Here is a 16,508-nt window from a genome sequence, read left to right on the forward strand (position 1 = left end):
AATAAGACAGGGATTGTCTGGTATGGAGACAAAGAGCAAAGTCAAAATTCTGGTTGTGGATGATCGCCCGGAAAACCTGCTGGCGATGGATAAGTTACTTAAGCCGCTGGGGGCTGAGATTCACAAGGTAGATTCTGGCGAGAAGGCGCTGTCTGAGGTTCTGGCCCATCACTTTGCGGTTATTCTTCTGGACGTGCAGATGCCCGGCATGGATGGCTTTGAGACGGCGACATTGCTGCACAGTAACAAGCAAACGGCCAATATACCCATCATTTTTGTGACAGCGATTAATAAAGATCAAAGCTACGTAGCCAAGGGTTATCAGTCAGGTGCTGTTGACTATTTGCCTAAACCGATTGTGCCGGAAATTCTTCTGGGTAAAGTGAAAGTATTTTTACAACTTGAGGAACAGCGGCTGGAGCTTGAACAGGTAACCAGGGAGTTGCAATGGATCAGTCAGAAGAACAAGCTGCTGCTGGACTGTGCAGGAGAAGGTATTGTCGGGGTCGATAAAGAGGGCAGGATAACCTTTATCAATCCGACAGCCTGTGAGTTATTGGGCGGTGTTGAAGCAGCTTTTCTGGATCAGCATATCAGCCAGTTTCTTTTGGACGACACCACGGGTGAAACAGCTCAGGAGCAATGGCAGAAGTCAGCTATTTATCGTGAGTGCCTGGAACAGGGCAGTACACTTAAACAGTCCACCGAATTAATCAACGTGAGCCGGGGACGGTTTCCGGCGGAATTCAATATTGCGGCCATCGTTAATAACAGGAACGCGGTTCAGGGAGCCGTGTTTGTCTTTCAGGATATAACTGAGCGCAAACAGCTGGAAGATCAGCTAGTGAAAATGGCCAAGTACGATAGCCTGACGGGTCTGGCTAACCGGACGTTATTCCGGGAGTTTCTTCAGTCCTCAATGGATCGCAGTGACCGCTACCAGAATAAGACAGTGGTTATGTTTCTGGATCTGGATCATTTTAAACAGATCAATGATCAGCTGGGCCATGATGCAGGGGATCAGTTACTGACCAGTGTTGCCAATCGTCTGGAGGGTTGTATCCGGAAGGTTGACCTGATTGCCAGGCTCGGTGGTGATGAGTTCGCCGTGGTTCTGGACGATGTCAGGAACCCGGAAGATGCCAGAACGGTTGCCAATAAAATTCTTGCGGCACTGAAGGAACCCCATGAACTGGGCGATGTTGCAAGAAAAGTAGGTACTAGCATTGGTATTGCACTTTACCCTGAGAATGGCAGTGATGCTGACGGTTTGATCAAGGCGGCAGATGAAGCCATGTATGTGGCGAAGAATGAAGGTCGGAATGACTTTCGGTTTTATTCCGACCTTAACCCGGATATTTCATAAACGTGCTCCCTGTCTGTCCTTGTATAATATATAAATGCCAGTTAATGTCGCCCTTACCAGTGACTGGATTCTTTCTTCCTGGTATTACTGGGTTTCCGCCTTGCTCAATTACCTGATCGCGCAGTTTGAAACGTCAACAGCCTCTGACGATGATCTTTGCGCTATATAATTCAGCAGGTAACCGCCGATAGCTTTCTAAGATCAACAGGGAAAGCATAACCATGGCATTGGGCGACAAAGACTTAATTCGCTTTTTAATCATTGACTCATCAACCAGGGAAGCAGAATCGCTCCTGAATATTTTCCGTGAGTCTGGTTATTCCACTCGGGCAAAACAGATCAACTCTTTGGATGATCTCACTGAAGCCACGTCCGGACAGCAGCACTGGGATCTACTGCTGATGGCAGAGCCTCCCGAGCCATTAACTTATTCCCGAATCTTTGATGATATTAATCAGAAAGGCATTGATTTGCCGGGTATCGTCCTGATAAACCCGGATGATGAAACCGATGAGCTGTCGCTTATACAAATGGGTGCCCGTGCAGTGATTCCACCGGGGCATGACGAATATCTTTTGACGGTTGCCCGGAAGGAGTTCGAAGACCTGAAGATCCGGCGACACCATCGACGCATGAGCGTCGCCTTGCATGAATCAGAAAAGCAGCGTCAATTATTGCTCGATGACCAGGTTGATCCGGTTGTATACATTAATTATGGACACATCCGGTTTGCTAACACGGCATTTATCAACCTGCTGGGGCTGGCGGAAGAGGAGTCTCTGGATGGAAAGCTGTTCAGGGATTTGATCATTACCAAAGATCAGCAGGACGTTGAAGCGTTTCTCATGGGCATTGAAGAAAGTGGTCAGGCACTGGCGGCTATTCAATGTCCTTTAGTCGCTCACAATGGCTCAGAAGTGCCTGTGTCCATAGTGATCTCACCAACGTCATTTAATGGTGAGTTCACTCTCAGTCTGCAGATTAAGCACTGCGAGAAAGAAGGTGAGCAGGACGAAGTAGATAAAACTCTCGAAAAGTCAGCGCCGGACGCCGAAACGGGGCTATTTGACCGGAAACTGTTCGATCAGGCATTGGATATTGCTATCCAGAGAGCGGTAGAAGGCAAAGGAAAGTCAACATTATGTTATCTCCATCTGGAAACTCTGAAAGCCGCCCATGAACAGCATGGGAAAGAGGTTAGCCAGAAGCTGTTTAAATCGGTTGCGCATAAGATAACGTCACATCTTGACGCCACGCATCATGTATCCAGTCGGGGAGGGGCAAACTTTGCAGCCCTGCTTCGGGAAGGGGAAGAACAGGGCGTTACCGAACTGATGGAAAGTTTACTGGCAGCGGTTACCGGTGAGGATATTGTCATTGATCAACATCCGTTGCCGGTCAAGCTGTCAATAGGTGCTGTTATTCTCAGTGATACCGCCAGCGATGCTGAAACATTGACTGGTCAAAGTCGTCAGGCCACCGTGTTGGCACAAAAGCAGGGTGGCAACCAACTGTGCTTTTACCAGAAGCGTAAAGTCAGCTCGGTTCATTCCGTTGAAAAGCAGCTGGCTGGCATGGTCAGCCAGGCGATAAAGAACAAAACATTCAGGTTGAGTTATCAACCCGTTATCTCCCTTGCAGGATCGCCATCTGAGTATTACGAAGTCTCTTTTGTCCTGACCGACCCGGAAGGAAAGGAACATGAGGCTTCGGAATTCAGGCCCAAACTGGAAAAAATCAGTTTGTGGAACAAGCTGGATCGGTGGCAACTGATTGAAGCCAGTAAAGCATTAATGGCCAAAAGAAAAGAAGGGAGTGATACCCGGCTGTTGCTGCATGTCGGTGGTTGTTCTGCAACAGATGATACATTTATCCCATGGATGAAGGCTGCTCTGAAAACGGCGGGCATTCCTGCGGATGCTGTTGCCATTGAATTGAGTGAACAGAACCTGGCCCGTTATTCAGAAGAGATACCGGATTTTTTCAGCACTCTGAAAGCGATGGGATGCCAGACAGTGATCAGTGAATTCGGTTGCAGCCTTAACCCACTGGAGGGGATTGCTCATCTTGATATTGACCTGGTAAAGCTTGACCAATCCTTCACAGAAGACCTTAGCAGTGGTGGAAATGCCCAGGAGTTACAAAAGATGATCCAGGATCTCAGTCAAAGTGGCCGTAAAGTGATTGTGCCCGGGATTGAAACAGCGGAAGAAATGACCCCTGTCTGGCAGTATGGCGCCGATTTTATTCAGGGCAGCTATATGCAACCCCCTTCAGAGCGCATGGATTTTGATTTCGGGGCGGATGGGTAACACCGCCCTGCCATCCTGCATCTTCTAATGGCTGTTCCCCACCCTCCCATGATTCGAGGCTGTTTCTCAGCACCTGGATTTATGGGTTTATCCCCTTCATTGGGTATTTCAATTTACAGACACCATTACTTACCAGACAATACCGCCCCTGATTGATGTGTTTAAACAAGGGATAGACAGGTATTTCCATGTCAGCAAAGCTCAATATGGTCATGGCCCAGCTGAATCTGGTGGTGGGCGACATTGACGGGAACACGTCCCGTGTCATTGAGGCTGCCGAGCAGGCGCGGGATCAGCTGGATGCGGATGTTGTTGTCTTTCCGGAGCTGACCCTCTGTGGTTATCCCCCAGAAGACCTGCTGTTGCGGCCGAGTCTCATTGTGCGGGTAGAACAGGCGCTGAACCGACTCAGGGTGGTTAAGGGTATTGACTTGATTATCGGTGTCCCGCTGATGGGGCCACATGGTCTGGAAAACCAGGCGCTGGTGCTGCGTGATGGCGAGATTGTCGCCCGCTACGGAAAACAGCATCTGCCCAATTACCAGGTTTTTGATGAAAAACGCTATTTTGTGAAAGGTCAGAACACGGTTATTTATGCCTGCAAAGGTGTCAATATTGCCCTGTTGATTTGTGAAGATCTCTGGTACCAAGGGCCGGTTCGCCGGGCTAAAGAAGCCGGAGCAGACCTGATTATCAGTCTCAATGCGTCACCCTTCCACATGAACAAGCAGTCACTGCGTCAGCAGGTGGTTCGTGAGCGCTGTCTGGAGTCGGGCCTTCCTGTCCTTTATACCAACCTGGTGGGTGGTCAGGATGAGCTGGTGTTTGACGGGGGCTCCTTTGCCATGAACGGTAATGGTGAAGTGGCTGTGGGGGCAACCTGGTTTACCGAAGAGTTGTTCTGCGTTGCCTTTGATAAAGGCTCTATGACATTTGAACCGGGAGAGGTTGCTGAAATCCCCGACGTTTGCTCAAGGGTTTATGATGCCCTGGTGACTGGTGTCAGGGATTATGTCAATAAGAATGGTTTTAAGGGCATCGTTCTGGGGTTGTCCGGAGGCATTGACTCTGCACTGACTCTGGCAGTAGCTACCGATGCCCTGGGTAAAGATCGGGTTCAGGCGGTGATGATGCCCTACCGTTACACCTCCGATATGAGCCTTGAGGATGCGGCAGAAGAGGCGAAAATTCTGGGTATTGACTATAAAGTGCTGCCGATTGAACCGATGTTTGATGCCTTTATGGACACCCTGAATACCGAGTTTGCCGGTTATGGTCGGGATACCACCGAAGAAAACCTGCAGTCCCGGTGCCGGGGTGTCATGCTGATGGCGATCTCCAATAAGAAGGGTTACCTGGTACTGACTACCGGTAATAAAAGTGAAATGGCAGTGGGCTACTGCACGCTCTACGGCGATATGGCCGGTGGTTTTGATGTTCTGAAAGATGTACCGAAAACACTGGTGTTTAAACTGTCCGAATATCGCAATACCCGGGGCTATGTGATTCCCCAGCGAGTGATAGACCGTCCGCCCTCCGCTGAACTTGCCCCGGATCAGGTGGATGAAGACAGCCTGCCGCCCTATGATGAGCTGGATCGCATTCTTGAACTCTATATTGAACAGGATCAAAGTGCCGAATCCATCGTGAAAGAAGGGTTTGACCGGGATACGGTTTATCGCGTTCTGAGGCTGGTGGACATCAATGAGTACAAACGTCGCCAGTCAGCTATTGGGGTCAGAATTACGCCAAGAGGGTTTGGCCGGGATCGTCGCTATCCGATTACGAATGGCTGGAGACCGGGTGTTTAACTAACTTCAAAGCACCTGAGTTTCAAGCGAGGCTCAGGTAATAGTGATGCAGCTTATCCAATGACCGGTGCAACTGGCTTATAGAGCCACTGTTATCAACGATATCATCGGCTCTGCCAACTCTCTGTTGCCGTTCCATCTGGCTACTGAGGATCTGCCGGGTCTGATCCTCTGTCATCTGGTCACGGGCCATGGTGCGGGATAGCTGAACACTCTCTGGCACATCCACGACCAGCACACGATCCACCAATTCATGCTGACTGGTTTCCAGCATCAACGGCGAAACCAGTACGGCATAACGTGATTCAGCGTGGCTCAGCTCAAGGATTATCTGATCCCGTATCAGCGGGTGTAACAGACCTTCCAGCCACTTTCGCTCATCAGCATCAGCAAAGATGATGGTTCTCAGCTTTCTACGGTCAAGACTGCCATCGAGCAAAATCTCCGGGCCATAGCGCCGTTCAATGTCAGCCAAAGCCGGTTTTCCCGGCTCTACCACCACGCGGGAAGCGATATCCGCATCAACAATGCAAATTCCCTTGTTGGCAAAAAAGTCGGTCACTGCCGTTTTGCCACTGCCAATACCGCCGGTGACTCCAACCGTAAATGGGCGCTTTTGTTGAGCTCGGGGCTGCTGTGATTTTACAGTGGTCATCCGTTCAAACCCGAAAAGCTCAGATAAACCGCAATCAGTTGATCGCCCCAGACCAGGGCAACAAAGCCGGCAATGGCCAGATAAGGACCAAAGGGAATCGGGTTGGATCGTTCCTGGCGTTTACTGACGATCAACAGTATCGCTGCAACAGTGCCAACCAGTGATGAGAGCAGGATGATCAGGGGCAGCTTCATCCAGCCCAGCCAGGCTCCCAGCGCCGCCAGCAGTTTAAAGTCACCGTAGCCCATGCCTTCCTTGCCGGTCACCAGTTTGAATACCCAGTAAACACTCCACAGGGAAAGGTAACCGGCAATGGCTCCCCACAGCGCCTGTTCAAGGCTTACCACCAGTCCAAAGCTGTTGACGATCAGGCCTGTCCAGAGCAGTGGCAGAGTAATATCGTCAGGCAGTAGCTGGGTATCGTAGTCGATCATGGTCAGTGCCAGCAGTGACCAGCCGAACAGACAGAAGACCAGTGTCTGTAATGTCACGCCGTAGGTCAGGCCAATCATTATCGTCATCAGGGCGCTGAGTATCTCGATGGCCGGATAGCGCAATGAAATCGGGGTCCGGCAGGCTGAGCATTTACCTCTCAGGAACAGATAGCTGATCACCGGAATATTCTCCCAGGCACGGATTTTATGCTGACAGGAAGGACAGGTAGATGCAGGCACCACAAGGTTAAAAGCAGGCAGAGGATCCGGTATCTTTTCCGGGTGTAAAATAGCTTCACTCTGCTGCTGCCACTGCCTTTCCATCATTATCGGTAACCGGTGGATCACCACATTGAGAAAACTACCGACAATCAAGCCAAAGATGGTCAGCACAAAGGTCAGGTAAGGGGTTGAGGTCTCTATAAGTTCTATAATCGGTGACATTCACACAGTTCCCTGATGGTGATCAGTATGGCTGGCCAGTCCTCCCCGCCAGTACCTGATCGTTTGATAGTCCAATATTGGCATGCCTGTTGCCGTAATCAAACCTCTGAAGCGTAAGGAAAACAACGGCTGAACCGTAAATCGGGATTTGAGCAGGTTCTCAATTCAACTGTTGAATTCTGGCTAAGTTTGCCAGCTATGCCTTGATAGGGGAACTTTCCAATGATCGATCAGTCATAAAAAAAAACAAATTTGAATATAAATTGTTGTGAAAATGTACGGTCAGACTCTACCCGGTCCGTTTTTGCACTTTGCCCGACAGGGTGTGACTGCCATTTTTATCCAGTGGAGAGTCCAAAAATGTATTTGACAAATGACTGAGGTCCAACAACAATGAACTGCAATTATTCATTAGTCCCTTCCGCACAACCCAGAGCTATCCCGGAAAAACCGTCGGATAATAAGACTGCAGCGGGCATTCCTCAGATTCTCTGCGAACATCGCAATCCTCCTGCACCTGAGACCGTACCGTTAGCAGATTTCACCATAACCAGGGTTGATGTTGACTATGAGCCCGCTGCTAAAAAAGCACGGCTTGAAATGCCCAATGTGCTTTCACAACCTGACGCAATAGCTCAGATAACACCGGAGGCTTTAACCTCTTGCTTTCAAGAGTCGTGCAACTCGGATGATGGCGAGAAGCTTGCTCGTCTATTATCGGGTACGGATGAAAAAACACGGAAGGAATGGTTCAGTTGCCCACTGTCGTTCAGCGATAAAAAAGACACTCCGATTATATATGCTGCCCGGCGTGGTCATGCAGCAGTTGTTGAGACATTAATCGACCATCAGGCAAATCCCTGTGAAAACAATCCATTTTCTTCCCTTCAGAGTAGTGCTCTAACTATTGCTGCGCAGGAAAATCAAACGAAGGTCATTCAGGTAATGACCAAATCCAAACAGTTTGATCCTGACAACCCCAGGAAAGATGGCATCACCGGATTGATCATGGCCATAAAAAAGGGTTACGCCGAGACCACGAAAATCCTTTTGGAGCACAAGGCTGACCCCAACTACAAAATTCGTTGCGCTGGGGATGATAAGATTGGATTCAGATCCATTGGCAACTTTGGAGAGAATGAATCAATACCACCAGGGCTGCTTTGGTATACTCCTGTTATGTCTGCAATTGAATATGGCAACCACATTATTCTGGAGCAACTGCTCGCAAATGGTGGAGATCCAAATAATATTGATCCGGCTAATCCCATTCAACAATCACCATTATTTATGGCAAGTTTTTCCAGAAATCCTGCAGCAGCAAAGATGATCAAACTATTATTAAACTGCGGAGCTAATATGCACGAACGGATAGCTCCTCGTGATGAGGGTATCAGGAATTTAACTAAAGAAAAAACTCAACTCCATCATACGCTGCTTGAAATGGCATGTTTTTACTCTGAAACAGTATCTGATCCTGAATCTGAATTACATCACAATGCTCAAATTTTATGTGATCATTTTCGAACACCTGAAGATCAATCAATTGAAAGGTCAACTCTGAAGTGGTTTTATACTGGTCAAGGTTTCTTGAAAAATGTAGTTTTGATCAGTGACTGTTGTAAGAAAGCCCTGACCAGACCACCTCTGAGAGAGTATCTCATACGCTATTTAAGTTTATTAACTTCATTGTTAGATGTGTTTGGTGATGAAGAACCCTCCGAATCCCGGGGGGACAAGTATCAAAGAGCAGTCAGTTGTGCCAAAGAAACAAGACTACGTTTGCACGAAGATTTAAAGAGTGCTAATTCAGCTCAACTTCGGCAAATGGTAGAAGAAGTGCTGGATAAATTTAATGACTACAACATGGATTTTAATGATGAAATGATAAAAAAATTTCTCAAAGCAAATGAGAAAATTGAAGTGGAAAACCCCGCCTTGAAAAAAACAGAGTATCTAATTGAAATTTTTTCTGTGCTATTAGTTAATCCCATGGAAGTTATTAACTACATTTTTCGTCTATTATTTTAATGAGGTGATCATTACGAAGGAGTATTACAGCAAGGTTTGGGCTTATCTCTAATCCATTATTTTATTTTGTCAGTGGCACCATCTTTTATCAGAGAGTATTCTCCATCAGCGCTTCCTGTAGTAAGCTCTGCTCAAATAAAAAAATAGAGCGGAAGATCCCGTTCAAAAAAACAACAAAATGACCTGTAATAGGGGGATGATCCTCATGAAACGTATAGCGGGTATTGCCATGGGCAATGTCGTGATGGACGCCTATCAGGGAGAGGGTAAATTTCCCGCAAAAATGCCCGTCAAAGTGTTGTTCGCGCTTTATCCAAACCTTGTTCATCCCATGACACTGCAAAATTCTGATATTCAGACCCTGGATGACCTGAAAGGCAAGCGTGTTTCCCTGGGAGCGCCGGGTTCAGGCACTGCCGTCACTTCGGCAGCCTTACTGAAAACCCTGGGGATTAACCCTGAAAAGGACATCAACGCCGTCTATCTCAATTACTCTGAAACCACCAATGCGCTCGCCAATGGTCAGATTGATGCTGGCTTTATTGTTGGTGGCCAGGGGGTTGGGGCGGTGACCCAGATTGCACTGACCCACAAGCTGCGTGTCATTCCCATTACCCAGGAAGAACGTCAGACATTTATTGCCGAGTATCCAGCCTACAGCGAGTACACCATTCCCGAAGGTGTCTATAACAATGTGCCAGCCACTGACACGCTGAGTATCTGGAACGTGCTGGTGGTACGGGCAGATATGTCAGATGACATGGCGTTTGAACTGACCCGGGCTGCCTATGAAAACATGGATGAAGTACGCAAGGTGGTAAATGTTGCTGAGGCGACCATTCCGGCTAATGCGAAACAGTTGGCTGGTGTGCCTCTTCATCCGGGTGCTGAAAAGTATCTGAACAGCATTCAATAAATTCAGTACTGAGTCAGCACTGAACAGTAGCGATAGCCGATTGGGCATCGCGACTTCCTCTCTTGTAATCTGTTGGGCGTATTATATGAGCAGGTTTAATCAGGGACTGGGCTATTTGTTGTTAGCCCTTGCTGTGCTGCTGTCAGTGTTCCAGATCTGGCAGGGTGTGACCTCAACCATTTCTGCAACGTACTTCAGGCCAGCTCACCTGACCTGGGTGATGGTACTGATTTTTCTGCATTATCCACTCATTAAAAACGCCGGGAATAAACAGGAAGGCAGCCCGATAATGGTGGCTGGCCGATTGCTAGACCTTGGGTTCTGTGCTCTGGCCCTGTTTGCCGGATTTCAGATCATCCAGTTTGACTATAACGATATTAACTATCTTCTGTTTGGCCTGGCCAATACGGATTTGCTGGCGGGTGTCGTTTTTACGCTGTTATTGTTAGAAGCCTGTCGACGTACTGTAGGCTGGGTCATGGTGATTATTGCCGGTATATTTCTGGCTTACAGTGCTTTTGGGGATCTGCTTCCGGGAACACTGGCAACCAAGGCATACAGTCTGCAGGAATTGGTACAGTTCCAGATTTTTTCCAGTAACGGTATTTTTGGTTCAGCACTGGGTATTGCTGCTACCACCGTATTTATCTTTGTCTTGTTTGGTGCTTTTCTGGAGGTGACCGGGGCAGGTAAATTCTTTATTGATCTGGCTTTTGCCATTGCTGGCAAATATCGAGGCGGACCAGTAAAAGCTGCGGTCATTGCTTCTGCCGGACTGGGCTCAATCTCCGGCTCTGCCATTGCCAACACGGTAACCACCGGTTCAATCACCATCCCCATGATGAAGAGACTGGGTTACAAACCCGAACAGGCAGCAGGTATTGAAGCTGCCGCTTCAACCGGTGGACAGATTATGCCACCGATCATGGGGGCGGGCGCTTTTGTAATGGCACAGTTTACCGGTGTGCCCTACAGCGACATTATGATTGCTTCCATAGTGCCGGCATTGCTGGCACTTCCTATCTCTGTAGCCTGTGGTGGTGCCGGTATTATTGTCGGTGTTGTTGGGCAGACCGGCATTGGCCTGCAGTTTACCCAGTTTGTTATGGCACTGTCCGGTGGTTACCTGTTCACGGCTTTGTTGTTGATCAGCCTTGTTGCCCTGATTCTGGGCATGGGATTACCGGTTACCGCTGCGTATATTGTGCTTGCTGTTATTGCCGTGCCTTTATTAGGTGATTTCGGGTTACCATTATTAACCTCCCATCTGATTATTTTCTGGCTGTCACAAACCTCTAATGTCACGCCCCCCATTGCCCTGGCCGCATTTGCCGGTGCGGGTGTGGCTAATGCCAAACCAATGAAGGCTTCGGTTGAGGCATTTAAGCTTGCTGCAGGCTTGTTTGTCATTCCAATGATGATGGCTTATACCGGACTGATTAATACTTCCGCAGATCTATTGGGGCTGGTTATAGCAACCCTGCAAACGGTCGCGATTATTGTGGCAATGGCAATGACTATCGAAGGCTATCTGCTAAGAAAGTTAAATGCCCGGGAGCGATTGATGGCCCTGATTAGTTTGCCTCTGCTGCTATTTAATCCATATGGCGGGGCATTGCCGGGCTTAATGGTCGTGACGGTACTGGTCGCCCTGCAATGGCGAATGGAGGTAAAGCAAAGCCCACGAACCAAAAGCTAGTGAACCTAATAACCGTTTTGAGGTCAAACTGCGGTGTTTATAGTTCAACTGCGCAGGGTTTTATTCTGAAAACAATGGCATCAACCTATACCCGTCCAAAGCCTGATGGCCGGGTTGAACAGCAAGCCGGTTCAAGTGGGACGTCTAACCACTACATAAGTCTATTTAATGGTAAAAGAGTCTCTTGCCATCAGTCCTCTGGTGGTACAGCCAAGAATCTGGACGATAGCAGACGTATTGAAGATGCCTTTTGGCAACAAAAAATGTTGCAAGGGCGTCAAATCACCACGGCTTGTGTGATTACAGCTTACGGCAATGATAGAACGTCTCTTAGAAGCGGTTTCTTCCTGCAAAAACTCTGCTTAAGGAACATTCTCCATAACAATAGAAACATCACCCCGGATCAGGTTGTCCGGGCGTTTAACCTGAAACCAGATCGGAGTAAGAGCGAATTAGCGATAGCGTGCTTCAAAGCGGAATGTTGCCTGAAGGGGCTGTCAATGAACGACCAACGGCTCACACCGGCGGCAGTGGTTAAAGATTTCCCGGATAGCCCGGAGGGCAGAATGGCACTGGCGCACTTCAAGGAAAAATGTTGCCTGAGTGGCCTGGCGTTGAATGACCGGCAGTTCACACCGGATGTCGTGGTTAAGGATTTCCCGAATAGCCCGAAGGGCAGACTGGCCCTGGCGCACTTTAAGGAGCACTGTTACCTGAAGAAGTTGATGCTGAATGGCCAGCAAGTCACAACGGAGGCGGTGGTTAAGGGTTTTCAGGCAGCCGGGGCAACAAGGGCGCTGGGGCGTTTTAAGGAACATTGTTGCCTGAAGGGAGTGAAATTGAATGGCCAACTGGTCTCAGCGGAGGCGGTGGTTAAAGAATTTCAGGCAGCCAACGCAAAACTGGAGCTGGCACGCTTTAAGCAACAATGTTGCCTGATGGGGCTGGCGTTGAATGACCGGCAGGTGACACCGGAGGCCGTTGTTAAGGATTTTCAGGCAGCCAAATCAACACTGGGGCTGGCGCGCTTTAAAGCGGAATGTTGCCTGAGAGGTGTGCCACTGAACGGTCAGCAGGTGACACCGGATGAAGTGGTCAGGGATTTTCAGGCAGCCAACGCGACACTGGCGCTGGCGCGCTTTAAAGAGCAATGTTGTATGAATGGGCTGATGTTGAATGGCCAGCAGGTAACACCGGATATGGTGGTCAGGGATTATCAGGCAGCCAACGCAACACTGGAGCAGGCACGCTTAAAGGCGGAATGTTGTCTGAGAGGGTTCCCATTGAATGACCGACAGGTGACACCAGAGGCAGTGGTCAGGGACTTTCAGGCACTCAGGGCAACACGGGAGCTGGCTCGCTTTCAAGCAGAATGTTGCCTGAGGGGCCTGACGTTGAATGGCCGGCAGGTGGCACCGGATGTGGTGGTTAAGGATTATGCGCGGGGTCGATGGCTGCTCGAAAGTGCAATTTTTTATGCTCAGCTGGCATTGAGTGGCAGGGCATTGAATGGCCGCTATCTGGATAACAAGGAAGTATTGGCCGCGTTTCATCAAGCTCCGGGGGATCATTCTTCAAAGCAGGTCAGGTATCTGATTCAAAGGCTGAGACAATCCTGGCGGTACGATGAAACCAAAGAAGTTCAGGATTTGCTGCAAGCGGCCTGGCGAATCCTGGACAACGTATTGGTCAAAGGTGATGAACAACACCGGCTGCAATGCATATTAAAATTCATGGCTATGCATCATGAGTTGCGAATTGATCGTAAGCGGGTGTTCGCAGAGCAGGTATTGCATTCCATCAAAATACTGAGGCGTTCATTTCAGAATTCACGCCTGCATTTCTTTTTCCTCGCATACTGCTATATCAACAGCCAGTCTGTTAATAAACGACAGATCCATAAAGATCAGGTTATGGCGTGTCTTCAGAGTTTTCCTGAAGCCAGCAAGCTCCGCCACGCTTTAAGCTGCTGGTTTGAACAATGCAGCCCGGCATCCAATATCATGGATGAGTTGCTGTTCAAATCGGATTTCCTCTCCGAAGTGATACCCGATACAGAGAGTTCTGGCCGAAGAGCAACATCGGTAGAGGTATCCGTTGCCAATCCTGACAGGGAGAAACTATTCCCTTATCAGGCCAGGGAATCCCGGGATGAAACAAAACCTGTGTCTGCTACCTGGGCAATGATCGTCAGTGGGTATCAACCCCTGAAACAATGGCCAGAAACAGGCGCAACGAGTGTCCGGAGGGGGCCGCAGTTAAATGCGCTAACGCTGAAAACACTGGAGGTTATTCAGGAAATCAATGATGCCAATACCGCTCCAACCATTCTGATTACTGGTTCATACTCACGTTTTTTACAGAACCTCTGCCCGGTATTTAATGATATTGATATTATCTGCACGACAGAAGAGGTCGCCAGAGCGCTTTTTGACAAGCTGCAGGCACTGAACACCGACAGGGATTCAGAAATTCCAACAGACATCACCATCTCATCAATCCCGGGATGTCAGGCGATTAAACTGCCAAAAGCCTACAATATTCATCTTATAGACGGTGATTTGGGTACGAAAGCAATGGAGTTTCAGGTCAGTGTTGATGACAGAGTCATCCATGAGAATGCAGAGCAATCTGCCGTTCGCGTTCCCGGCGTTGAGAGGCCGGTATGGTATTTGTCGTTTGCTGAAGAAACCAGGCTTATGAACGATACGCTGGAACACCTCGCTGAGAACCTCGACCCGTTGACAGTGCAATTGCAACAAGGGGAGGTATTTGACTTACCCCGAACGCTTCTTTTTAACAACCCTATGAACACCGGGGAACGAATTTATGGCTTGCTGATGCGCTCCTTGCTTACTCTGAATAAAGCCAGGCAATTTATCGCTCTGTACTCTGAGCAACAAACCGGAAGATCAGACTTTCGGACTGACCAGCTGCAAGAACAACAACAACGCCTGCATACACTGACTGCGAAGCTTCAAACGAAATTGAATGGCCATGTTTGCCGTCATGATTTTGAGCACCGGGTAAATGGCTGTCTATCGACCATGCAAAATGATTACCAGATTAAGAGGAAGGGCTTTATCAAAGCGCTGCTGGCGATGATGCATCCTGAAAAAGGGCAAGTGTGCGCTAGTCCTTTTTCACCGCGTTCACTTTATTCAGACATCAGCAGCGTCTCCTTAACCACTGCCGAATGAAATCGATGTCTGTCGCTCGACACCTTTTGGTTCATAATCGGCAACGTTAATGGGTGAGTTTTTTTCGATGTACTCGCGAATCACTTCTGCGTCCAGAAAGCCAGTATCTACAAAGCCCGGATAGGAACTCACATCAGGATACCTATCACCTCCCCTTGCAGAGAAACTCAGAGTTGCCATCTTATAAGTTTTATTCCTATCCAGTGGTTTCCCGCCAATACGGACATGTTCAATTCCCGATGCGGTGATCACCATCTCAACACCAGAGAAGTGAGCAAATGCACCGCTATTAGCGGGCATTTGACCAACAACCTCAAGATAATCGAGAACCTGCTGAGCAGACATCTCAACAGTAGTCAGTGTGTAGCCGAATGGAAATACGATCAGAGCATCTTTATAAGTAATCTCCCCGGCATTGATACTGGCACGAATCCCGCCTCCATTGGTTACCGAAAAGTCAGCACCGGTTTTGTCCATAAAAGCCCGGGTCAATAACGTGCCCAGATTGGTTGGCTGGAACCGCACTTCATTACGTTCGCCCATTAAGCGTTGGTCGACACTGCCAATTTTAACGTCAACCAGCTTTGCGCCCGCCTCCTGATAAGGAGAAAGAAGCCTCATCATTGCTTCATGATAAGGAATTCTGGTTTCACTTCCCTTGTGGTTAACAGGGATCAGCTGGTAATTAATAAGTTCGAGATCACCCTGTTGATAAACGAAGTCTGCGCGCCCAACGTATTTGCCCCACTCATGGGCCTGTACGATCCAGGTGTCATTTTGCAGATCAGGCTCAAACAATGGATCCTGGGAGTGACCGCCAACAATCAGGTCGATGCCGTTTACGGTACGAGCAAGCGTTACATCACCGGGAGCCTTAACACCATGATTGCCATTGGGGTAGTGACCCATGTGCGTTGAAGCAATGATCACGTCGGCCTGCTCTTCCAGTTTGGGCATTATTTCACGCGCTACCTCAATCGGGCTGGCAAATGTCAGACCTTGCACATTCTCAGGATTAGACGTTTTAGGGGTATCGTCTGTGGTTAAACCCATAACCGCGACTCGAAGGCCATCAAGATTGAACATGGTGTAAGGCGCAAACAATGGCTCCCCACTTTCCTGATCGATAATATTGGCTGACAGGAATGGAAATTTTGCCAGTTCTTCCTGCATCATCAATATATCTCGCGGGTTATCAAATTCATGGTTGCCAACAGCCATTGCATCGTACCCAAGCATATTCATGCCTTTGAAGTCAGGGATAGCGTCCTGCAGGTCTGACTCGGGTACCCCTGTATTAATGTCGCCCCCGGACAGTAGCAGCACATGTCCACCTTCTTCAGATACTTCTTTGCGAATCTCCTCAATCAAAGTCATGCGGGCTGCCATCCCGAACTGATCTTTGCTGTCATGCCAGAACCGACCATGATGGTCATTAGTGTGCAGTACCGTTAACTGGTAAGTTGTATCCGGGTCGAAGGTGGTGCCCGTTTGTTTTTCCGGGATAAGGGAGTATGCGCTAACCATAACCGCAATAGCAGCGACGGTCAGGGGAGCTGGTTTTGATAATTTAAATGCCATTTAAATGATGTCCTAAGAGATTGTTGTAAAAGTTACTGACCATTAACTCAGGATAAAAA

General features: G+C 48.6%; 10 protein-coding genes. 7 read left to right on the plus strand and 3 right to left on the minus strand.

Going from position 1 to position 16,508, the window contains the following annotated elements; all coding sequences use genetic code 11:
- Window positions 1-22 precede the first annotated feature (22 nt).
- The 3 genes from O3276_RS20840 to O3276_RS20850 all read left to right on the plus strand — a co-directional run bounded on the left by O3276_RS20840 (window position 23) and on the right by O3276_RS20850 (window position 5,489).
- Window positions 23-1,366, plus strand: coding sequence for a two-component system response regulator (locus O3276_RS20840; protein WP_269673031.1), 1,344 nt, complete (start codon window positions 23-25; stop codon window positions 1,364-1,366).
- Between the two features lie 221 nt (window positions 1,367-1,587).
- The gene (locus tag O3276_RS20845; RefSeq protein WP_269673032.1) at window positions 1,588-3,678 is read left to right on the plus strand and encodes an EAL domain-containing protein; all 2,091 of its coding nucleotides are present in this window, start codon (window positions 1,588-1,590) and stop codon (window positions 3,676-3,678) included.
- A gap of 188 nt (window positions 3,679-3,866) precedes the next feature.
- A complete protein-coding gene (locus O3276_RS20850; RefSeq protein WP_269673033.1) occupies window positions 3,867-5,489 on the plus strand; it encodes an NAD+ synthase in 1,623 nt (540 codons plus the stop codon).
- A 22-nt stretch (window positions 5,490-5,511) separates the two neighbouring features.
- Here O3276_RS20850 and coaE read toward each other — a convergent pair whose 3' ends face one another.
- Window positions 5,512-6,144 (minus strand): dephospho-CoA kinase, encoded by a 633-nt coding sequence (coaE, locus tag O3276_RS20855; protein WP_269673034.1) that lies wholly within the window; start codon window positions 6,142-6,144, stop codon window positions 5,512-5,514.
- Window positions 6,141-7,022 carry a prepilin peptidase gene (locus O3276_RS20860; RefSeq protein WP_269673035.1) on the minus strand — a complete coding sequence of 294 codons (882 nt, stop codon included), beginning with the start codon at window positions 7,020-7,022 and terminating at the stop codon, window positions 6,141-6,143. Before O3276_RS20860 ends, coaE begins: the two co-directional genes overlap by 4 nt.
- 393 nt (window positions 7,023-7,415) lie before the next feature.
- Between O3276_RS20860 and O3276_RS20865 the strand changes: the two genes are divergently transcribed.
- From O3276_RS20865 to O3276_RS20880, 4 genes are all read left to right on the plus strand, one after another.
- Window positions 7,416-9,053, plus strand: a complete 1,638-nt coding sequence (locus O3276_RS20865) for an ankyrin repeat domain-containing protein (protein WP_269673036.1) — start codon at window positions 7,416-7,418, stop codon at window positions 9,051-9,053.
- 205 nt (window positions 9,054-9,258) lie between these two features.
- A complete protein-coding gene (locus O3276_RS20870) occupies window positions 9,259-9,969 on the plus strand; it encodes a TAXI family TRAP transporter solute-binding subunit (protein ID WP_269673037.1) in 711 nt (236 codons plus the stop codon).
- 85 nt (window positions 9,970-10,054) lie between these two features.
- A complete protein-coding gene (locus O3276_RS20875; RefSeq protein WP_269673038.1) occupies window positions 10,055-11,668 on the plus strand; it encodes a TRAP transporter permease in 1,614 nt (537 codons plus the stop codon).
- Between the two features lie 74 nt (window positions 11,669-11,742).
- Window positions 11,743-14,868: a hypothetical protein gene (locus O3276_RS20880; protein ID WP_269673039.1), complete on the plus strand. Its 3,126-nt coding sequence runs from the start codon at window positions 11,743-11,745 to the stop codon at window positions 14,866-14,868.
- On the opposite strand, the gene ushA is transcribed toward O3276_RS20880, so the two are convergent.
- Entirely contained in the window at window positions 14,851-16,449 is a 1,599-nt protein-coding gene (gene ushA / locus O3276_RS20885) for a bifunctional UDP-sugar hydrolase/5'-nucleotidase UshA (RefSeq protein ID WP_269673040.1), read from the minus strand. The genes O3276_RS20880 and ushA overlap by 18 nt on opposite strands.
- Between the last annotated feature and the right edge of the window lie 59 nt (window positions 16,450-16,508).

This window comes from Endozoicomonas sp. GU-1, from assembly GCF_027366395.1.
Classification (GTDB): domain Bacteria; phylum Pseudomonadota; class Gammaproteobacteria; order Pseudomonadales; family Endozoicomonadaceae; genus Endozoicomonas.